Source organism: Micromonospora aridisoli, assembly GCF_056150025.1.
In genome coordinates, this window is sequence record NZ_JAXCFK010000012.1 from 58,622 (window position 1) to 78,709 (window position 20,088).

Consider the following 20,088-nt stretch of genomic DNA (forward strand, 5'->3'; position numbering starts at 1 on the left):
GCGAAACGGCCACTTCCGCAGTGCAGGCGAGGCGTTCGCCGGCGGTCCGGTTGCCGGTAGGCTCCCCGGGTGCGTGGAATCCTGCTCGCCGGTGGCACCGGATCCCGGCTCTGGCCGATCACCCGGGCGGTGTCGAAACAGCTGATGCCGGTCTTCGACAAGCCGATGATCTACTACCCCCTCTCCACCCTGGTGATGGCCGGGATACGCGAGATCCTGGTGATCACCACGCCGGAGGAGCAGGGCCAGTTCCAGCGGCTGCTCGGCGACGGTGGCCAGTTCGGGCTCCGGCTGGAGTACGTCGCCCAGCCCCGGCCGGAGGGCATCGCGCAGGCGTTCGTGCTCGGCGCGGACTTCATCGGCGACGAGGCGGTGGCGCTGATCCTCGGCGACAACATCTTCCACGGGGTGGGCCTGGGGCGGCAGTTGGCGGCCACGGGTGATCCGCAGGGTGGCCGGATCTTCGCCTACCCGGTGGCCAACCCGCAGGACTACGGCGTGGTGCACTTCGACCCCGACGGCCGGGTGCTGTCGATCGAGGAGAAGCCGCAGCGGCCGACGTCCCGGTACGCGGTGCCGGGGCTGTACTTCTACGACAACCGGGTGGTGGAGATCGCCCGGGGGCTCAAACCCAGCGCCCGGGGCGAGCTGGAGATCACCGCGGTGAACGAGGCGTACCTGCAGTGGGGTGAACTGTCGGTCACCGTGCTGGACCGGGGGACCGCCTGGCTGGACACCGGCACCTTCACCTCGCTGATGCAGGCCGCCGAGTTCGTCCGGGTGATCGAGGAACGGCAGGGCATGAAGATCGGCTGCGTCGAGGAGGCCGCCTGGCGGGCCGGGCTGATCGACGACGCGCAGCTGCGTGCCCTGGCCGAGCCGTTGACCAAGAGCGGATACGGCGACTACCTGCTCGACCTGCTCGTGGCCGGGCGACAGGAGCCGGGCGGCGGGTTCGACGGGGCGGGGGGCGCCCGGTGAAGCTGCGGCCGCTGAGCGTCGAGGGCGCCTGGGAGATCACCCCACAGCAGCACGGCGACCCGCGGGGGGTGTTCCTGGAGTGGTACCGCTTCGACCGGCTGGGCGAGGCGGTCGGGCATCCGCTGCGGCTCGCGCAGGGCAACCTGTCGGTCTCCGCCCGCGACGTGGTGCGCGGGATCCACTTCGCTGACGTGCCACCGGGACAGGCCAAGTACGTCACCTGCGTCCGGGGGGCGGTGCTCGACGTGGTCGTCGACCTGCGGGTCGGCTCGCCCACCTTCGGCCGCTGGGAGGGGGTACGCCTGGACGAGGTGGACCGGCGCGCGGTGTACCTGGCCGAAGGGCTCGGGCACGGGTTCTGCGCGTTGACCGACGACGCCACCCTGACCTACCTCTGCTCGACCACGTACAACCCTGCGGCGGAGCACGCGGTGCACCCGTTGGACGAGGAGTTGGGCATCGACTGGCCGGCCGGCACGCCGCTGTTGTCCGCCCGGGACGACGCCGCGCCGAGCCTGGCGGAGACCCGGGAGGCCGGTCTGCTGCCGGTGTACGACACGTGCCGCCGGTACGTGGCGGGTCTCGGTGCCGTGGCGGGTTCCGCCGACGGGTGAGGCCGGCACGTACCGCGACAGTGACGAACAGGGCCTCCGTACGGCTAATGTCTCATCATGGAACGGCGAATCTTCGGTCTGGAGACCGAGTACGGCGTCACCTGCACCTACCGCGGACAGCGCCGGCTGTCCCCTGACGAGGTCGCCCGGTATCTCTTCCGCCGGGTCGTGTCGTGGGGCCGGTCGAGCAACGTCTTCCTGCGCAACGGCGCGCGGCTCTACCTGGACGTCGGCTCACACCCCGAGTACGCCACCCCCGAGTGCGACTCGGTGGTCGACCTGGTCGCCCACGACCGGGCCGGCGAGCGGATCCTGGAAGGGCTGCTCATCGACGCGGAGAAGCGGCTGCACGACGAGGGCATCGCCGGTGAGATCTACCTGTTCAAGAACAACACCGACTCGGCCGGCAACTCGTACGGCTGCCACGAGAACTACCTGGTGTCCCGGCACGGTGAGTTCGGCCGGCTCGCCGACGTGCTGATCCCGTTCCTGGTCACCCGGCAGTTGATCTGCGGTGCGGGCAAGGTGCTGCAGACACCGCGCGGCGCGGTCTACTGCCTGTCCCAGCGGGCCGAGCACATCTGGGAGGGGGTCTCCTCGGCGACCACCCGCAGCCGCCCGATCATCAACACCCGGGACGAGCCGCACGCCGACGCGGAACGGTACCGCCGGCTGCACGTCATCGTCGGCGACTCGAACATGAACGAGGTCACCACGCTGCTGAAGGTCGGCACCGCCGACATCGTGCTGCGGATGATCGAGGCCGGGGTGGTGATGCGCGACCTCACCCTGGAGAACCCGATCCGGGCGATCCGGGAGGTGTCGCACGACATCACCGGTCGGCGCAAGGTGCGGCTGGCCTCGGGCAAGGAGATCAGCGCGCTGGAGATCCAGCAGGAATACCTGGCCAAGGCGACCGAGTTCGTCGAGCGTCGCGGCGGCGACCAGACCGCCAAGCGGGTGGTCGAGCTGTGGGGCCGGGTGCTGCGGGCGGTGGAGACCGGCGACCTGGAACCGGTCTCCCGGGAGATCGACTGGGTGACCAAGCTGCGTCTCATCGAGCGGTACCAGCGCAAGCACGACCTGCCGCTGTCGCACCCCCGGGTGGCGCAGATGGATCTGGCGTACCACGACCTGCGGCGGGGCCGGGGCCTCTACGCGCTGCTGGAGCGGCGGGGCGAGGTGGACCGGGTGGCCACCGACCCGGAGATCTTCGAGGCGAAGGAGACGCCGCCGCAGACCACCCGGGCGCGGCTGCGTGGCGAGTTCATCCGGCACGCCCAGGAGAAGCGGCGGGACTTCACCGTCGACTGGGTGCACCTGAAGCTCAACGATCAGGCGCAGCGGACCGTGCTCTGCAAGGACCCGTTCCGGGCGTACGACGAGCGGGTGGAGCGGCTGATCGCCAGCATGTGACGGGCCCGACCGGGGCCGTGCCGTTCGGCCGGCCCCGGGTACGCTGGTCCGGTCATGATTCCTTCCGAACCTCCCACCCCGGGCGCGCAGCGGCAGGGCTGGCTCGAACGCCGCCGCGACAAGGTCCGCGCCGAGATCGAACGTAACCGCCGCGGCGAGTACACGGTGCCCACCTGGGTGCTGGCCCTCGCGCTGGCGCTGATCGTGGGCGGCTGGGCCGCCCTCGTCATCTTCGCGTGAGGTGAAAGGAAGGGCCCCTTGTTAACGCCTGCGGTAGAGCAGGGGCCCCTTGTCAACGCTGTCGGTTCAGGACTCGTCGGTGCCGAGCAGCCGGGCGGCGTGCCGGCCGGCCGCGGCGGCCGCCAGGAAGTAGGCGTGGTCGGCGTCCAGCCCGCGCCCCATCGTCGACAGCGGCACCGGGCTGCGGCGTAGCGCCGCGTCCAGCCCGTCGGTGTCCACCCGGATCACGGTGTGCCGTTCGGTGAGCGGGGTCAGAGCGGCGTCGACCTCGGCGGCCAGCGCCGGCTCCAGGCCCGTCGGCACCACCAGCTCCGCGCGGGCCAGCGCCACCCGGCCGTACGCGGTGAGGCTGTGGTGCGACACGCCCCGGTGTCGTGGACGCGGGTCGGCGGCGGAGATCCGCAGCGAACCGACCGGGCGACCGCCCAGGGTGGCGACGGCGTTTACCGCCTCTCCAACGGCCACACCGGAGAACCCCCAGCGGGTGCCGGTGCCCAGGTTGCCCGGGCCCTGTGCCACCACCGCCACGTCGGCGTCGAGTACGTGCCGGGCGGCGAGCAGCCCGCTGTGCAGCGTCGAGGCCTCCAGGTCGCCGCCGAACGCCTGCCCGACGCTGATCGTGCCGACCAGTTCGTCGCGTAGCCCGGCGAGGGTGCGGGAGAACCAGGCGGGCAGCGCCCCGCCGTCGGTGAGCAGGTACGCCACCCGCGCCCGGGGGGCGTCGGCGCGTACCCCGGCCAGGATCGCCGGCAGCGCGGAGTGCAGGTCGGCGGTGACCACCGGCAGGCCGGCGAGGTCGTCGGCGGTGGCCAGCACCGCCCGGTGCGGTGAGGCCTCCTCGTCGACGCCGAGCAGGATCGGCTGCAACGGGGTGTACCGCGCCTTGACCAGGTGGCCGGCGTCGCGGGTGTCGAGGGCCTGCGGCGGGTCCGGCGGCAGCCGGTCCGGCAGCGCCACGACCAGGGCGTAACCACCGGTGCCGAGGCCCATCAGCAGGGCCCCGGCGTTGAGCAGCACCCGGTCGCCCGGCTCGGGTTCGCCGACCAGCGCCGGATAGGCCAGCGCCCGCATCGCCCCGCCGTCGTCCAGGGCGACGTCCACCTCCACCGCCCCGGCCCACCGCCGCCGCACCGCCGTCACCGCGCCCACCCGCCACCGCACCACCCCCGCACGCTAACCCCCACCCCACCGCCCCACCCGGCCGCCCCCACCCGCCCCGCGCCACGCACCCCCGCCCCCTCTCGCCTCGGCGATCATGCACTTTCTGTCCCCGCATAGCTCAACAAAAGCCGCTTACCGGCGACCGAAAGTGCAAGATCGCGGGAGGGGTGGAACTGGGAGCGGCGGTGCGTGGCGCGGGGTGCGTGCGGGGGACGGGTGGGCTGCTAGCGTCTACCGGGTGTCGCGTAGTCGCACCGAACGGCTGGTCAACCTGGTGATCTGCCTGCTGTCCACGCGGCGGTTCCTGACCGCCGCGCAGATCGCCGCGACCGTACCCGGATACGAGCACGATCCGGACGACGCCCGTGAGCACGAGGCCTTCCAGCGCAAGTTCGAGCGGGACAAGGCCGAACTGCGGGAGTTGGGCGTACCACTGGAGACCGGGACGGCGAGCGCCTTCGACGCGGAGCCCGGGTACCGGATCGCGCGCCGCGAGTACGCGCTGCCCGACATTCCCCTCAAGCCGGACGAGGCCGCCGCGGTCGGCATCGCCGCCCGACTGTGGCAGCACGCCGGCCTGGCGGCCGCCGCCACGTCGGGGCTGGCCAAGTTGCGCGCCGCCGGCGTGGACGTGGATCAGCAGGCCACCCTCGGACTGGAGCCGATGGTCACGGTCGACCCGGCGTTCGCTCCGCTGACCGCGGCCGCCCGGGACCGGCGGGAGGTCCGCTTCGACTACCGGGTGCCGGACCGCGACGCGCCCGCCCGGCGCCGGCTGCAACCGTGGGGCGTGGTCTGCTGGCGGGGCCGGTGGTACGTGGTCGGCCACGACCTGGACCGCGACGCCACCCGCTGCTTCCGCCTGTCGCGGGTGGTGGGTCCGGTGCGCGCCACCGGCGGGCCGGGCGCCTACCAGCCGCCGACCGACGTCGACCTGATCAGTCACGTGGCCCGCTGGTCCGGTCCGGTGGAACGACCCGGTCGCGCGACCGTGCTGGTCGCCCCCGGCCGAGCCGCCGGGCTGCGCCGCTGGGCCGTGGAGGTCACCGCCGGCCGGGACGTGGACCGGCTGGTCCTGCCGTACGGCGACGCCTGCTCCCTGGCGGGGCACCTCGTCGGCTACGGGCCCGACGTGCGGGTGATCGACCCGCCCGAGGTCCGGGAGGCCGTCATCCAACGACTCAAGGAGATCGCCGCCCGGCACGAGACACTGGCGGTGACCCCATGAGCGGAGTGGCGCGAGCGGGGTCCCGGGCCTCGGCGGACCGGCTGGCCCGGCTGCTGAACCTGGTGCCGTACCTGCTCGCCCGGCCGGGGATCGAGATCGCCGAGGCGGCCGGTGACCTGGGTGTCACCGAGCGGCAGCTGCGGGAGGACCTGGAGCTGCTGTGGGTCTGCGGGCTGCCCGGGTACGGCCCGGGTGACCTGATCGACATGGCCTTCGACGGTGACCGGGTGACCATCACCTACGACGCGGGCATCGACCGGCCGCTGCGGCTCACCCCGGACGAGGCGCTGGCGTTGGTGGTGGCGTTGCGGATGCTCGCCGAGACGCCGGGGGTGGGCAACCGGGAGGCGGTCGAGCGGGCCCTCGCGAAGATCGAGGACGCGGCCGGTGACCTGGTCGCCGCCCCGGTGGAGGTGCGGTTGCCCGGTGACGCCGGGCGGGTGGAGCAGTTGCGCGCCGCGGTGGAGAGCGGTCGTGCGCTGCGCATCACCTACTACACGCCCGCCCGGGACGAGACCACCGAACGGGTCATCGACCCGCTGCGGGTGCTGATGGTCGGTGGCCGGACGTACGTGGAGGCGTGGTGCCGGCGCGCCGAGGCGATGCGGCTGTTCCGGGCCGACCGGATCGACGCGGTGACCGAGCTGTCCGAGCCCGCCGTCGTGCCGCCGCAGGCCCAACCGCACGACCTGAGCGAGGGGGCGTTCCGGCCCTCGCCCGATCTGCCGCTGATCACGTTGCGGATCGGCCGGGGGGAGCGGTGGATCACCGAGTACTACCCGTGTGAGCGGGTGGAGTCCGACGGCGAGCGGTGGGTGGTGTCGCTGCGCGTCACCGACCTCGGCTGGGCCCGCCGGTTCGTGCTCGGCCTCGGTCCGGACGTCGAGGTCGTCTCCCCGGCCGAGCTGGCCGGGCAGGTGCACGAGTCGGCGGTGGCGGCCCTGGAGGCGTACGCGCAGCCGGTGCCGGCCGACGCGGACCCGGCGACGGCCGGCGACAGGCAGTAGGCTGGCGTCCGTGCTGAAGTGGATCGTGCTCGCGCTGGTGCTGGTGCCGTTGGTTCTGCTCGCGCTGGCCGTCCGACCCGTGCTGGCACGGCTGCCCCGGCTGCGCCGGGCGGCGGTGGCGTTGCAGCGCCGCGCCGATGAGGCCGCGGCGCTGCGTGAGGAGGCGGAGAGCCTCCAGCAGCGGGCGGAGGGGTTGCAGAGCCGGCTGGAAACGACCCAGCAGCGGCTCGTCCTGATCAGGTCCCGGCGCGGCGACTGAGTCGCACGGTCGGTCGCCGGCCAGCCTCGCGCCGTGCACATTCCTGCCCGCACGGTGCGCTCTCCTGCACGCTGCGGCGTGACTTCGCGCAGAATGATCCAGCCGCCCGGTTGACGGGACACTCGCGGTTGGCCGAGACTTCACCCGCCGGGACGAACCACCACCGCCCCGGCGGGTGGCAACGGCCCTTGCCGGACGTACGATGGGCTGCGGAACCACCCTCATCGACACAGTGCGACTGGAGCCCTCCATGCATGCCCTCAAGCCCTGGCACATCGCCGTACTCGTGGTCGTGCTGATCCTGCTCTTCGGCGCGAAGCGGCTCCCGGACGCCGCCCGGTCCCTCGGCCGCTCGCTGCGGATCATCAAGGCCGAGACGAAGAGCCTGGCCGACGACGACCGCGACCTCGCCAGCAAGGCCGACGCGCAGGCCGGCTACCAGCCGTACCCGCCGCAGCAGCCGGGCCCGCAGCAGCAGCCCTACCAGGGCACCGTGCAGCCGCCGGTCGACCCGGTGCAGCGCGTCCGCGAGAACTGATCCCCGGGTCCGGTAACCGTGGCCTTCGGACTCCGCAAGCGCGGACCGAGCAACTTCGAGCGGGCCGCCGACGGCTCGATGACCCTCATCGAGCACGTCCGCGAACTACGCAACCGACTGTTCCGTGCCTCGCTGGCCATCCTCATCGGCTTCGTGGTCGGTTTCGTCCTGGCGGACATGGTCTTCGACCTGCTCGCCGGTCCTTACTACCGGCTCATGCCGGACCAGCGGTTCATCCAGCTCGGGCCGGCGGACGCATTCCTGCTCAAACTCAAACTCGCGCTCTGGATCGGGCTGATCGTCGCCTCACCGGTGTGGCTTTATCAGCTCTGGGCCTTCATCGCGCCGGGTCTGCACCGGCACGAGCGCAAGTACGCCTACATCTTCGTGGCGATTGCCGCACCCCTGTTCATGGCTGGTGCGGCGCTGGCGTTCTTCGTCGTCGACAAGGGCCTGACCTTCCTGTTGGAAGCGGGAGTCACCGGGATCGACACCTCGCTTGAGGTGACCCGTTACATCTCCTTCGTCACCAACATGATCCTCATCTTCGGGGTGGCGTTCGAGTTTCCGTTGATCGTGCTGATGCTCAACTTCGTCGGCATCGCCAGCGCGAAGCGGTTGCTGAGCTGGTGGCGGGTCGCGGTCTTCACCTTCTTCGCCTTCTCCGCGGTGGTGACCCCGACGCCGGATCCGTTCGGCATGACCGCGCTGGCGTTGTGCCTGTGTGCGCTCTACTTCGCCGCGGTCGGCGTCGCGTTCCTCAACGACAAGCGGCGAGGGCGGGGCAAGGAGATCTACGCCGGCATCGACGACGACGAGGTGTCCCCGCTCGAATTCGACCGGGACCCGGTCGAGGCGGGCCAACCGGTCGATGCGGTCACCCCGGTCGACGCGCCGGCCCCGATCGACGCGCCAGCGCCGATCAACCGCCGGTACGACGACATAACCTGACCGCGACGACGCTTCCGCCGGTGCAGCGACAAGCCTTCCTCCATGGGGAAGGCTTGTCGCTTTCCGGGACCTCGACCGCCTCGCTTACCGGACGGTGGGGCTGTCGTCAGCCGCACAGTCGGCAATCCGTCAACGCGCTCTCGCAACCTGCGATCGAGTGAACGACTGAATACGATGTGTCGACGTCCCTGGTGAGAGAGAGGCCCCCTCCCTGTGCGTCGTCCGACGTTCCGCCGTCCACCCACCGTCAGACGGGAGTCCGACGCATCGGCACGGTGGTGGGGGAACACCGTCACCCGCTATCTGTTCCTGGGTGCCATCGCGGTGGGCGCTGGGTTCCTCCTCGGAGCCCTTTCGAGCGGCCCGGCCAGCGCGGACACCCGCCACACGCCATCGGTGAGCGCGGATCAGCGCGAGCCGGCGGCGCCTCGCCTCACGTCGTCTCTCGACGACCTGATCAGTGAACTTGTCGAACAGCCGGAGGCCCGGCCCCGCGCCCAGGCGGGGAAGCACGAGCAGGCCGGGAACCGTGCCCAGGTTCCGGGTCGCGATCAGGCCCGGTCGCCGGGCCAGGGCCGGGAACCGTCGCGCGGCTCGGCGACCGGCAAGCTAGGCGGCGAGCGTGGTGGAGAAGAAGGTCGGTCGCGGAGCGACCGCCCGGGTCGGGAGCGTTCCGCAGGGCCGCCGGTGGCCACGCCTCCCGATCGAGTGCCGGCGGCCGACGGAACGCCGAGTTACCGTCCACCGGATCGTCCCGGAGCGGGCCGCCGCGCGCCGGTGGAGTTGCCGGACCGCTCGGCCGTACCGGTCATCGGCGAACACCGACCGGCCCCCCACCAACCAGCCGACGTGTCGGCTCAGCCGGACGTGACCAGGACGGCGACGGGCTTGACGGGCCTGTCCAGGACGGCGACGGGCTTAACGGGCCTGACCAGGACGGCGGACCTGACCGGAGCGGCGACGGGCCTGACGGGCCTGACGGGCCTGACCGGGACGGCAACGGACCTGACCAGGACGGCGGCCGACTTGACGGACGTGGCCGGCGTGGCGACAGGGCTGGTGTCCCGGCCCGGGACAGCAGTCGCAAACCTCCGCCCGCAGGCCGTCGTGCGGCCGGTGCTGTCCACTGTCGTCGCCGTGGTGACGTCCGGGTCGGCGACGGTGATGACGCCCGTCGTGCGGGTGGTGGACGTGGTCGCCCCCGCGCTGCCCGGTGTGCCGGGATGCCCTGGTGGGGCGTCGTCTGCCGTGGTGGTGCCGATACCGGGGACGCCGACACTCCCGATACCGTCGGCACCGACGCCCTGGGTGCCGATGCCTCAGGCGCCGACGACCGGTGCCCCGTCGGGCGTTCCGGAGGCGACCTCACCGGGTGAAGACTCGCCGCCGAACCCACCGTCCGCTGCACCCCACGGGCTCCTTGGGCTTGCGGGGGCCGAGGCCGGGCCGGGGCCCGGGGGGCACCGGCCCGCGGCCGGCGGGCCGGATGCGGGTCCCGGATCGACCCCGGGGCCGACCGGCTTCCCGCCCCGCCCTCCGATGCCCGGTGGAGACGGTGTCACCAGCGCCGACGGCGGCACCGGCAAGGTGCGTGCATTGACCCTCGACGGGTGCCCGGCGCCGGCCACCGGCAGCACTCGCGCTGACGTCCTTCCGCATCGAGGGAACGGGGGCCGGTTCCCCGGGGTGGCCGCCCGACCCGGCTGAGTCCGCCCCTGACCCGCCCGCGCGGCACCGGGATTCCCGGCTGACCGCCCGGCGTGGTCGTACGGGCGCCCGTGACCGTCGCAGCAGACGTGTCCGGGCCGGGACCAGTCCGTTCGCGCGCGTCAGCCCGTGCGGTCCTGTCGAGGGGCCAGGGTGGCTGCGGCGCGTACCCGAGATCGGAGCTACGTGGTGATCCGCGTTGTGGTTGGCGAGAGTATGGGTCTGCTGCGCAGTGCGCTGTGCGCGGCACTGGCCGGTGAGGAGGACATCGAGGTCGTCGCCGAGGCGACGGGCATCGGCGAGTTGCCCGGGATGGTGCGGCGGCACCGGCCGGACGTGGTGTTGGTCGATCTGACGTCGACCGCCCCCGATCCGGTGGGGGTGATCACCGAGATCGCCGAGGCGGCGTCCGCGACGGCGGTCCTCGCGATGAGCGACCGGTGGGGCCGCTGCCTGGTGGAGGAAACCCTGGCGGCGGGAGCGAGAGGGCTGGTCGGCAAGGACGAGCCGTTACACGAGCTGGTCCGGGCCGTACGGGCGCTGGCGGCGGGGGATCGGGTCATCGACGTGGTCGCCGCCGCGACGGCGCTGCGGCCCGACTCGGGGCCGTTGACCAGGCGGGAGGTCGAGGTGCTGCGGATGGCGGCGGAAGGGCTGCCGCTCAAGGAGATCGCCCGCCGGCTGTTCCTGGCGCACGGCACGGTACGCAACCACCTGTCAGCGGTCATGCGCAAGACCGGTGCCCGCAACCGGATGGAGGCGGTCTGGCTCGCGCGGCGCGACGGCTGGATGTGACCGCCGGGTGGGTTCGCCGCCCGGCGAACCCACCCGGCCGCTGACCGGCCTGGAAGCGTTTTCCGGCCGGGACCGTTGGTGACGTTCCCGTCGGCTGGCCGTCGACGGGCGGAACCGGCCAGGCCGTGTTTGAATGTTGACGTTCCGTGATCTAGCGACGATGTTCGGGGAGCCAACGGTGATCCGTACCCTGCTCGCTCTCGACGGTGCCCTGGTACGTGGTGCCCTGTCCCTCGTGCTCGCCGCGGAGGACGACATCAGTGTGGTCGCAGAGGTGGATCGTGGCGACGCCGCCAAGTGGACGATCCTCACGCGCTGCCCGGACGTGGCGGTGGTCGACCTCGACCTGGTGGAGGACCTGCCGGTGGCGGGCACCTGCCCGCTGCTGGTGCTCGCCGAGCCGCGCCGGGCCGGCAGTCTGCACACGATGCTCACCCCGTCCCGGACCGTCGGCATCCTGGGCAACGACGTTCCACCACAGCGGGTGGTCGACGGGATCCGCCGGCTGGCTCGTGGGGAGCCGGTGGTCGACGCGGAGTTGGTGATGGCGGCGCTGCACCGGGACAGCCCGCTCACCCCGCGTGAGACGCAGATCCTCGACCTGACCGCGGGTGGCGCGCCGGTGATGGAGGTGGCCGGGTCGCTCGGGCTCGCTCCCGGCACGGTCCGCAACCATCTCGGCCGCATCATCCGGAAGGCGGGCGCGCGGACCAGAGTGGAGGCCGTGCGGGTGGCCCGTGACGCCGGATGGATCTGACCGCGTACGCCGTGACGCGCGGGAGTCAGCCGGGACGCGACGGCGCCGCCACGGCGACGCCTTCGGGCGGTGGCGTCGCGTCACCGTCCCAGTGTCCGACGAGTTCCCGGTAGGCGGGTGAGCAGGCGAGCAGCTCCTGGTGGGTGCCCACCTGCGGCCCGTCCTCGTCGAACACCAGCACCCGGTGGGCGCGGAGGGCCGAGCTGATCCGGTGAGCGATGACCACCAGGGTCCCCGGTCGTCGGGCGAAGGCCGATTCGACGGTCGCCTCCAGCGTCGGGTCCAGGTGACATGTGGCCTCGTCCAGGATGACCAGCGGGGCGCTGGCCAGGTAGGCGCGCACCGCGGCGATCAGCTGGCGTTCACCGGCGGAGAGAGTGGCGGGATCGACCGTGGCGGTGAGGCCACCCAGCCGGCGGGAGAGGCTGCCTGCACCGAGGGCCTCCAGGGTGGCCTCGACGGTCGCGTCGTCGGCGTCCGGGGACAGGTAGCGGAGGTTGTCGGCCAGGGTTCCGCTGAACACGTACGCCTCCTGCGGAACCAGCACCCGCAGGGCGGCCAGGTCGGCGGGGTGCACGGCGGACACCGGCCGACCGGCGAGGTGAACCGTGCCGCGTTCGGGCACGGCCAGCCCGGCGACGAGCGCCGCCAGGGTGGACTTGCCGGTGCCGCTGGGTCCCACCACGGCGAGGTGTTCGCCCTCGGGAAGCGTCATCGAGAAGTCGTCCAGGATCGGCCGGGCTCGCGGTCCGTACCGGAAGGTCAGGCCGACCAACCGGACCGCCGGCGGGCCGTCGCCGTCCACATCCCAGGTCGGCGGGAGCAGGTCGGTGCTGCGTTCACCGGGAGAGCCGTCGGGCCGGGAAGGCCGACAGGTGAGCAGGATCCGCTCCAGGGTGACGGCGTAGCGCAGTCCCCCGCCGCCGAGACCCTGCACCACGGCGTGCAGCGCGGGTTGCAGGCTGGTGGTCACGTAGACCAGGGCGCCGAGCACCGCACCGGTGCTCAGTCCGCGCCGCACCAGCCACGGCGCGGCGAGGAGCAGGACCACCACCGGCAGCCATCCGCCCAGTCCGAGGCTGAGGCTGCGGAGCGCGGACATCCGGGCCAGCGTGCGCTCGGCGTCGGCCTGCTCCCGGACCCGCCGGTCGATCTCGGCCACCGCGCGCTCCTCGGCGCCGCAGGAGAGCACGTCGCGGTGCCCGCCGAGCGCGGTCGCGGCGGACCGGCCGAGGGCCTCACCGGCCCGCACGTAGGCCCGCTGATGCGACAGCATCGCCGGAAGTGCGGCGGCGAAGACGGCCACCCCCGCGAGCAGCGGAGCCGCCACCAGCGCCGCCACCATCGGATCCAGCGCCAGCAGGCCGAGCAGGGCCGCGCCGGCGGTGAACAGGAAACCGCGAACCACCATGATCAGGCCGCCGAAGGTGTCGCGGACGATCTCCATGTGGTGGGTCAGGCGGGCCACCGGAGCGCTGTCCGGACGGCCGTCGGCCCGGGTTGCGTCGTGCAGGGCGCCGTCGACCACCCGGCGGGCCAGGTCGTCGCGGAACGGTTCCACCACGGCACCCAGGCTCCGATACACCTGTCCGGTGGCCGCTGCGCCGACGAGGATGGCCAGGGCGAGCCCGCCCAGCCAGGCCAGGCCGATGGCGAACCGGCCGGCCAGGAAGCCCTGGTCGACGGCGCGGGCGACGAGCAGCCCGGCGAGCAACGCCGGCAACGCCTCGACCAGCGACCAGGCGGCGAGCCTGCCGACGTCCCGGCGGCGGGCCCGCAGCGCCCGCCACGTCGTCCGTCCGACGCCGTTCACCGCGGGACACCGTAGTACGCGAACACCGCCCGGTAGTCCGGGTCCTCCCAGAGCCGCCGGTGCGGTGCCAGGGCCCGCAGCCGACCGCCGTCGAGCCAGGCCACCAGGTCGGCCGCTGCCGCAGTGGTCAACCGGTGGGTGACCACCAGTCGGGTACGCCCCGTGGTCCCGCCGGTGACGGCGCGGGTGATCCGGTGTTCGGTGGCGGTGTCCAGGCTGGACGTCGCGTCGTCGAGGATGAGCAGCCGCTCGGCGTGGAGCGCGCGGGCCAGCCCGAGTCGTTGTGCCTCCCCGCCGGAGAGCGGCGCGTCCGCTGTCGGGGTGCGGAAGCCGTCCGGCAGCCGGGCGACGACCTCGTCGATCTGCGCGGCCCGGGCTGCCGCCAGCACGGCGGCGGTGGCCGGCGCACCGGCGGCCGGCGGCCGGGCCGACCGTTCGGGCAGGCCGAGGCCGATCGCTTCGTGCACCGTCTCGCCGACGAGCACCGGACGTGCGAAGGCGTGGCCCACGGCCCGACACAGCGCGACCCGGTCGAGGCGGGTCAGCGGCACCCCGTCCAGCAGCACCTCGCCGGTGTCCGGGTCATGGAGCCGACCGGCCACGGCCGCGAGGGCGGACTTGCCGGCACCGGAGCGTCCGACGACTGCCACCATGCTGCCGGCCGGGAGTTCCAGATCGATTCCGTCCAGGACCGGCCGGCCGTCGTCGGCACGGACACCGATCCCACGTAGCCGCAGGGTCCCGTCTCCGGGTGGGAGCGGCTCGTCGCCGTCGGGGCGGACCGGACGTGACAGCGGTTCGGCGATCCTGCGCGCCGCCGCCCGGCTGCGGACCAGCCGGTTGAGGGTGGCGAGTACCGCGCCCAGCCCGGCGCCGAGCGCGGCGTACTGCACCGCGGCGACCAGCTGCCCGGGGGTGAGCCAGCCGGCGGTCAGCGCGTACCCGCCGACGGCGACGACCGCGATCTGCAACAGCGGTGCCACGGCCGCGACGCGGGCGTTCGCCCGGGCCAGCAACCGCCAGCCGAGGCGGCCGTGGCCGCGTAGCTGCGGCAACGCCGCCAGCACCCGATCGCGTTCCGTGTCGGCGGTGCCGGCCGCCGCGATGGTGCGGGCACCGTCGAGCGCCTCCTGCAGCCGACCGGCGATCGTGCCGAGCACCCGTTGGTAGCCGGTGACGGCCGCCGAGGCGTCGGTGACGAAGGTGGCCATGAGCACGGTCAGCAGGACCAGCCCGGCGAGGAGGGTCAGCCCGAGTACGGGTTCCAGCAGCGTCAGCGCCACGACGCTGCCCAGCGGAGGCAGCACGGCGATCACGCCCAGCGCCACGGCGTTGCCGGCCTGCCCGGCGTCGGCGGCCTGCCCGGCCAGTCGACCGACCAGGTCACCGACCGGGTAGCGGCGGACCGCCCGCACGTCCAGGGCGAACAGGTGCCGCAGCAGCCGTCGGCGGAGACGGGCGGTGGCGCGCGTGGCCCCGTACCCGCCGGCGAGGTCGCCGAGGATGTCGGTGACCAGCAGGGCCGCGACCAGGGCGCAGGCGACGACGGGCCATCGGGCAGAACCGTCACCGCCGATCGCGGCGTCCACCGCCAGACCCAGCACCGCGGGCAGCGCCAGCTCGGCGGCGGCACCGGCCAGCGCCACCACCAGCAGCAGGGCGGTCCAGCCGCCACCGTCGCGGACCACCCGCAACAGCAGGCGGTCCTCGCCGGCCAGCGTTGGCATCGGTCCTCCCGGTCGTACGGCGTGGCCCTGGACGGTCAGGTCACCGTCCAGGGCCTCGCGTGGTGCGTCCGATCAGTTGCAGGTCGTGACGGACAGCGAGCTGTCGCCGCAGAGCAGCAGGCTCGCCCGGCTACCGCCGCCGGTCCGGTCGGCCGGAGCCGCCTCCAGTCCCTGAAGGTCGAGGAGCGCCATGTCGTGTCACCTCCTTCCGAGCGTTCGGGTCGGGGTTGTCCCCCCCGCCGTCGCGGGGGAGTCCGGTGCGCCGGTGAGGGGCGCCAGGAAGGGCAGGGTCACCGGGTCGTCGGGCCGGGCGGTGGCCAGCGCCAGGAGCACGCCCGCGGTGCCGGTGGCGAGGTCCATGGACAGCCGCAGCAGTTGCTCGCCGGGGAAGGCGGTGCCGTCCCGGTACGGCAGTGCGTGCCAGTCCAGTCGCCGGATCTGCCCGTCCAGTTCGCGGCGCAGTTCCGGGTCGTCGGGCTGCGCGGCGAGGTAGGCGATGATGCCGGCCCGTCCCGCGAAGAGGCCGGCCTGCGCGTAGAACGGTGACCGGGCGGCGCGACGCACCCCGACGCTCGCCTCGGCGAACTGCTCGTCGGCGCGGTGCCGCAGGTACTGGTCGAGGACGAGCCCGATGCCGACGCTGCCCTGCCCCAGGTAGGGCATGGTCCGCCAGCCCTCGTTGACCTCCAGCGCGCCGTCCGGGCGTACCACGCAGCGGCGCAGGTCCTGCCGCAGGGCGGTGGCGGCGTGGTCGAGCAGGGTCCGGTCGCCGGTCAGCTCGTACAGCCGCACCAGCAGCAGCGCGGGCCCGGTGCGACCGCGCAACAGCCCGGCGTGCGGGTGCCGTCCGCCGCTGACGTTGCCGTCGGGGTCGTCGGCGAGCCGCTCCACCAGCTGATCGGTGATCCGCCAGGCCGCCTCGCGTAGTGCCGGTTCCCCGGTACGCCCGCCGAGCTCGGCCAGGTTGAGCGCGATTCCGGCCAGCCCGCCGGCCAGGCTGTGGTCCAGCCCGGTTGTCGACTCGCGTAGGCAGATGTCGAGCACATCGAGGGCGTCCTGCCGGCGACCGAGCAGTTCCAGGGCGTACGCGACGCCGTGCAGGCCGTCGTAGAAGCCGCACCGGGTGCCCGACGGGGGCGAGGTGGCCTGGCGGACCAGCCACTGCTCGTGCTCCGGCCACCGGCCCGCGCCGGCGCGGTGCAGCGCGTACAGCACGCCGGCCGCGCCGTGGGCGAGGTTGAGCCCGCCGCTGCGGAACTGTTCGATGTCGCCGGGGAAGAGCCGGTCGTCGCGGGCGGGTGTGGCGCTGGCGAGTACGGCCCGGGTGAGCCGGTTCCGGTCGACGGCCGGCGCGTCGGTCGCGGTCGGTGCGCCCTCGCCCGATGGCGTGTCCGACCCGGTGATCTCCGCGACGGCGGCGTCGAGGAAGTCCCTCGGCACCGGGAAGGCGTCGGCGATCACGTCGGCGAGGTGTGCCGCCTTGGCCGGGACGAGTCGGACGAGCTGGGTCAGCGGCAGGAACAGGGCCAGCCGCAGGCAGGCCAGGGCGTAGTGGTCGACCGCCACGCCGGTTCGTCCCCGGGGCGCGGCGAAGCCCTGGTTGCGCAGGCCGGGCCGGCGGTGCCCGTCGACCGGTGCGGCGACCTCGAAGTCGACGAGCGCGACCCGGTCGTCGGGACGGATCATGATGTTGAACAGATGCAGGTCGCCGTAGACCAGCCCGCGAGCGTGGATCTCCCGGACGATCTCGTCGACCTGGCGGTGGACGTCCAGCGCCCAGCTCGCGTACGCCGCGCGGTCGGAGTCGGTGGCGTCGGCGTCGATGAGCGGGTAGCGGTCGACCAGGACCTTGTTCAGTGGCCGGCCCTCGATGAACTCCAAGGCGAGGAACCGGTGGTCACCGAGGGTGAACTCGTCGTGCACCCGGGGCACCTGCGGCAGGTCGGCGAGCTGGCGCAGCACGGCGGCCTCCCGGGCGAGCCGGGTGACGGCGTCGGTGCCGTCGGCGTCCAGGCCGGCGTGGGGTCGGGCCTCCTTCAGCACCAGCTGGGTGTCGGTGCGCAGGTCGCGTCCGACGTACAGCCCACCGCCGTTGGAGAAGTGGATGACCTTGTCGATCCGGTAGGGCACCTCGTCGGTGCTGGTCGCGTTGCGGGCGGCCAGGTGCGGCGCCAGGAAATCGGGGAGCGTCACCCAGGACGGCACGTGGAAGACCGGGTCGCGGCGGTCCGGCACCAGGGTGCCGGTGCCGTCTTCGACGGCCGGGACCACCTGGCCGTCGGGGGAGTGGCAGTACCGGGCGGCGAAGCCGCCGTAGCGGACGTACACCGGACCGGCGGCGTAGCGCAGGTCGCTGAGGATGTACGGGCCGGCCTCGCCGGCCAGCAGCTCGTCGAGCTCCTTGCAGACCAGCTCCAGCTCGGCGTCGTCGCGGGGGTAGATCGTCACGAACTTGCCGCTGGCCGCGCGGGCGGCGTACTTGGAGTTGCGCAGCAGCAGGGTGCGCGGGCCGCGGAGGAACTTGAAGGACAGGCCGCGGGGGACGCAGTAGTCCCAGACGGCGTCGAGCACCCGGTCGGCGTTGGCGATGGTCGCCGACACGTGCACCTTCCAGCCCTGCTGTGGCAGCCGTTCGCCGGCCGGCGCGTGGATGAGCCAGTCGTCGAGCGGCTCCCGACGCCAGCCCTGCGGCAGCGGCCGTTGCGCCGCCGCGAAGGTGGGCTGCGCGACGGCACTGCCGAGGGAGTCGTAGAACAGCGGGTCGGCAGCGCAGTAGCTGTCGTAGCGCTCGTCCACGTGACTCCTCCCCTCCGCCTGCCGGCTGTGGTCCTGTTGACGGATTCGAGTCTGTCCGTTCGGCCTATGGCGTCTCCAGTGCGTTCCGTCATGGAGATTGATGTGTGCCGCACGATCGGTCATGACAAATGACAGTTGCGGCGCAGACGGCGGGACTGTCCCGTTCCGGACCGGCCGACCGGTTGCCGCCGCCCGAGAGGTGCCGGGCCGGCACGGTTGCGCCCGCGTCAGCAGGTACGGTGCTCGCCGTGACCGCAGACGATCACCCTTCGGTGCCCGACGGGCCCGTCGCCGTGCTGGCCAACCCGACCGCCGGGCGTGGCCGGCACCGAGGGCTGTTGCCGGACCTGCTGGACCGGCTCTCCGCGGCCGGCCGGCCGGTGCGGCTGTTGCGGGCCGGTAGCGCGGCGGAGGCGGAGGCGGCGTGCCGTGCCGCCGTGGCCGAGGGGGCCGGCGCGCTGGTCGCGGTGGGTGGCGACGGCACGGTGCACCGGGCCATGCAGGCCGTCGCCGGCACCTCGGTGCCGTTCGGGCCGGTCCCCGCGGGCACCGGCAACGACTTCGCGGTGGAGACCGGCTTCCCGGCCGATCCCCGGACGGCGGTCGACGTCATCGCCGACGCGGTGCGCGCCGGACGCAGCCGACCGGTCGACCTGGCCCGGATGACCGGAGCGGACGGCACGATCCGCTGGTACGGCGCGGTCCTGGCGGCGGGCTTCGACGCGATCGTCAACGAGCGGGCCAACCGGATGCGCTGGCCGCGCGGTCCCCGCCGCTACGACCTGGCCATCCTGGTGGAACTGGCCCGGCTGCGTCCGCGCCGGTACACCCTCACCCTCGACGGTGAGCGGATCGAGGTCGACGCGGTGCTGGTGGCGGTCGGCAACAGCGCCAGCTACGGCGGCGGGATGCGGATCTGTCCCGACGCGGACCCCACCGACGGACTGCTCGACGTGGTGGTCGGCGGCCGGTTCGACCGGCGTACGTTGATCCGGGTCAAGCCGCGCATCTACGCCGGCACCCACGTCGCCCATCCGCTGGTGCACACCTACCGCGCGCGCACCGTCACCCTCGCCGCGCCGGGCATCACCACCTACGCCGACGGCGAGCGCTCCCTCACCCTCCCGGTCACGGTGACCGCCGTCCCCCACGCGGTGCGTCTCCTGCGCTGACCACCCTCCACCGCACCGATCTTGCGCTTCTGGTCGGCAAAAAGCCGCCCAAAACCGTCATACCGGCGACCACAAGTGCAAGATTTCGGAAGTCACGGGGTGTGCAGGAGGCTGAGCACGGAGCCGAGGGCGTTGGGGCGACCGGGGGCGGCGGCGGGGAGGACCAGCGCGGCGCAGCCGGCCGCGACGGCCCCGGCGTCGGCGGGGGTGTCGCCGACCATGAGCGACTCCTCCGGGTCGACGCCGAGCATGCCGCAGGCCCGCCAGAAGATCGCCGGGTCGGGCTTGCAGCGGCCCACCTCGTATGACAGCACGTGGGCGTCGACCAGGTCGGCCAGCCCCCAGGCGTCGAAGAACGGCCGGATGTCGAAGCCGATGTTGCTCACCACGGCTACCCGTACGTCCGCGGCACGCAGCGCGGCGAGGGTCGGCGCGGTGTCCGGGTACGGCACCCACCCCTCCGGGACCAGGACCCGCTCGTAGAGCGCCTCGGCGAACCCGTCGATGCCGGCGTCGACCGTGCCGGCGAGCCCGGTGTACGCGCCCCGGTGGGCATGCTCGTACAGGTCCCGGTCGGCCCACAACTCGGCCAGGTGGGGCGGGACCCGGGCCGGTAGCGGCCCTCCGGCGCGGCCGGCGGTGAGCAGCCGGTCGGCCAGGGCGGTGGCGCGGGCCCGGTCCAGGTGTACGCCACACGCCGACGCGGCGGCCAACACCCACTGGCTGGGCTCCTCCACCTGGGCCAGGGTGCCGTGGAAGTCGAACAGCACCGCCCGCACGGGCCGGCGGGACGGGCCCCGGCCGTCGGCGTCGGGTACGGAGTTGGTCGGTTCGGCATGATCCGGCACGTCGTGCACCCTACCGACCCGCTCCGACCGCCCCGGCGCTCGGCCTTGCCGGGTGCTCGTCGTGGGCACGCACTAATC

18 protein-coding genes are annotated in these 20,088 nt (G+C 73.3%); 12 read left to right on the forward strand and 6 right to left on the reverse strand.

The features are described from left to right. Positions 1 to 69 precede the first annotated feature (69 nt). The 4 genes from rfbA to SM447_RS23350 are packed head-to-tail and all read left to right on the forward strand — an operon-like array spanning position 70 to position 3,251. Positions 70 to 981 carry a glucose-1-phosphate thymidylyltransferase RfbA gene (gene rfbA, locus SM447_RS23335; RefSeq protein ID WP_474574984.1) on the forward strand — a complete coding sequence of 304 codons (912 nt, stop codon included), beginning with the start codon at positions 70 to 72 and terminating at the stop codon, positions 979 to 981. Continuing rightward, complete coding sequence (locus SM447_RS23340) at positions 978 to 1,595, forward strand: dTDP-4-dehydrorhamnose 3,5-epimerase family protein (RefSeq protein WP_474574985.1); 618 nt, start codon at positions 978 to 980, stop codon at positions 1,593 to 1,595. The genes rfbA and SM447_RS23340 overlap by 4 nt, the downstream gene beginning before the upstream one ends. 57 nt (positions 1,596 to 1,652) lie before the next feature. Then, positions 1,653 to 3,011: a Pup--protein ligase gene (gene pafA / locus SM447_RS23345; protein ID WP_474574986.1), complete on the forward strand. Its 1,359-nt coding sequence runs from the start codon at positions 1,653 to 1,655 to the stop codon at positions 3,009 to 3,011. A 54-nt stretch (positions 3,012 to 3,065) separates the two neighbouring features. After that, positions 3,066 to 3,251, forward strand: a complete 186-nt coding sequence (locus tag SM447_RS23350; protein ID WP_474574987.1) for a hypothetical protein — start codon at positions 3,066 to 3,068, stop codon at positions 3,249 to 3,251. A 66-nt stretch (positions 3,252 to 3,317) separates the two neighbouring features. On the opposite strand, the gene SM447_RS23355 is transcribed toward SM447_RS23350, so the two are convergent. Further along, positions 3,318 to 4,415, reverse strand: coding sequence for a DUF3866 family protein (locus tag SM447_RS23355; RefSeq protein ID WP_474574988.1), 1,098 nt, complete (start codon positions 4,413 to 4,415; stop codon positions 3,318 to 3,320). Positions 4,416 to 4,650: 235 nt separating this feature from the next. Here SM447_RS23355 and SM447_RS23360 point away from each other — a divergent pair, with 235 nt between their 5' ends. The 7 genes from SM447_RS23360 to SM447_RS23390 all read left to right on the forward strand — a co-directional run bounded on the left by SM447_RS23360 (position 4,651) and on the right by SM447_RS23390 (position 11,654). Next, the gene (locus SM447_RS23360) at positions 4,651 to 5,640 is read left to right on the forward strand and encodes a helix-turn-helix transcriptional regulator (RefSeq protein ID WP_474574989.1); all 990 of its coding nucleotides are present in this window, start codon (positions 4,651 to 4,653) and stop codon (positions 5,638 to 5,640) included. After that, entirely contained in the window at positions 5,637 to 6,647 is a 1,011-nt protein-coding gene (locus SM447_RS23365) for a helix-turn-helix transcriptional regulator (protein ID WP_474574990.1), read from the forward strand. Before SM447_RS23360 ends, SM447_RS23365 begins: the two co-directional genes overlap by 4 nt. Positions 6,648 to 6,657: 10 nt before the next feature. Then, positions 6,658 to 6,906, forward strand: a complete 249-nt coding sequence (locus tag SM447_RS23370; RefSeq protein WP_474574991.1) for a hypothetical protein — start codon at positions 6,658 to 6,660, stop codon at positions 6,904 to 6,906. Between the two features lie 250 nt (positions 6,907 to 7,156). Then, positions 7,157 to 7,444 carry a Sec-independent protein translocase subunit TatA gene (gene tatA, locus SM447_RS23375; protein WP_281604096.1) on the forward strand — a complete coding sequence of 96 codons (288 nt, stop codon included), beginning with the start codon at positions 7,157 to 7,159 and terminating at the stop codon, positions 7,442 to 7,444. 18 nt (positions 7,445 to 7,462) lie between these two features. Beyond that, a complete protein-coding gene (tatC, locus tag SM447_RS23380; RefSeq protein ID WP_474574992.1) occupies positions 7,463 to 8,395 on the forward strand; it encodes a twin-arginine translocase subunit TatC in 933 nt (310 codons plus the stop codon). A 1,896-nt stretch (positions 8,396 to 10,291) separates the two neighbouring features. Beyond that, positions 10,292 to 10,897: a response regulator transcription factor gene (locus SM447_RS23385; protein WP_474574993.1), complete on the forward strand. Its 606-nt coding sequence runs from the start codon at positions 10,292 to 10,294 to the stop codon at positions 10,895 to 10,897. 178 nt (positions 10,898 to 11,075) lie between these two features. After that, on the forward strand, positions 11,076 to 11,654 hold the full coding sequence (locus SM447_RS23390) for a response regulator transcription factor (RefSeq protein ID WP_474574994.1): 579 nt from the start codon (positions 11,076 to 11,078) through the stop codon (positions 11,652 to 11,654). A 25-nt stretch (positions 11,655 to 11,679) separates the two neighbouring features. On the opposite strand, the gene SM447_RS23395 is transcribed toward SM447_RS23390, so the two are convergent. The 4 genes from SM447_RS23395 to lanKC all read right to left on the reverse strand — a co-directional run bounded on the left by SM447_RS23395 (position 11,680) and on the right by lanKC (position 17,990). After that, entirely contained in the window at positions 11,680 to 13,467 is a 1,788-nt protein-coding gene (locus SM447_RS23395; RefSeq protein ID WP_474574995.1) for an ATP-binding cassette domain-containing protein, read from the reverse strand. Then, positions 13,464 to 15,194 carry an ABC transporter transmembrane domain-containing protein gene (locus SM447_RS23400; protein ID WP_474574996.1) on the reverse strand — a complete coding sequence of 577 codons (1,731 nt, stop codon included), beginning with the start codon at positions 15,192 to 15,194 and terminating at the stop codon, positions 13,464 to 13,466. The genes SM447_RS23395 and SM447_RS23400 overlap by 4 nt, the downstream gene beginning before the upstream one ends. 72 nt (positions 15,195 to 15,266) lie before the next feature. Then, positions 15,267 to 15,386, reverse strand: a complete 120-nt coding sequence (locus SM447_RS23405; RefSeq protein ID WP_093405935.1) for a SapB/AmfS family lanthipeptide — start codon at positions 15,384 to 15,386, stop codon at positions 15,267 to 15,269. 6 nt (positions 15,387 to 15,392) lie between these two features. Then, positions 15,393 to 17,990 carry a class III lanthionine synthetase LanKC gene (gene lanKC / locus SM447_RS23410; protein ID WP_474574997.1) on the reverse strand — a complete coding sequence of 866 codons (2,598 nt, stop codon included), beginning with the start codon at positions 17,988 to 17,990 and terminating at the stop codon, positions 15,393 to 15,395. A gap of 239 nt (positions 17,991 to 18,229) precedes the next feature. Here lanKC and SM447_RS23415 point away from each other — a divergent pair, with 239 nt between their 5' ends. After that, the gene (locus tag SM447_RS23415) at positions 18,230 to 19,162 is read left to right on the forward strand and encodes a diacylglycerol kinase (RefSeq protein WP_474575150.1); all 933 of its coding nucleotides are present in this window, start codon (positions 18,230 to 18,232) and stop codon (positions 19,160 to 19,162) included. A gap of 92 nt (positions 19,163 to 19,254) precedes the next feature. Here the strand turns inward: SM447_RS23415 and SM447_RS23420 are convergent, their stop codons facing one another. After that, a complete protein-coding gene (locus SM447_RS23420) occupies positions 19,255 to 20,010 on the reverse strand; it encodes an HAD family hydrolase (RefSeq protein WP_474574998.1) in 756 nt (251 codons plus the stop codon). Positions 20,011 to 20,088: the final 78 nt, after the last annotated feature.

Bases quoted from the DNA above. Each gene is read 5' to 3' on its own strand.
- SM447_RS23405 (WP_093405935.1), bottom strand. From the start codon at position 15,386: ATGGCGCTCCTCGACCTTCAGGGACTGGAGGCGGCTCCGGCCGACCGG.
- SM447_RS23400 (WP_474574996.1), bottom strand. From the start codon at position 15,194: ATGCCAACGCTGGCCGGCGAGGACCGCCTGCTGTTGCGGGTGGTCCGC.
- SM447_RS23365 (WP_474574990.1), top strand. From the start codon at position 5,637: ATGAGCGGAGTGGCGCGAGCGGGGTCCCGGGCCTCGGCGGACCGGCTG.
- pafA (WP_474574986.1), top strand. From the start codon at position 1,653: ATGGAACGGCGAATCTTCGGTCTGGAGACCGAGTACGGCGTCACCTGC.
- SM447_RS23350 (WP_474574987.1), top strand. From the start codon at position 3,066: ATGATTCCTTCCGAACCTCCCACCCCGGGCGCGCAGCGGCAGGGCTGG.
- tatA (WP_281604096.1), top strand. From the start codon at position 7,157: ATGCATGCCCTCAAGCCCTGGCACATCGCCGTACTCGTGGTCGTGCTG.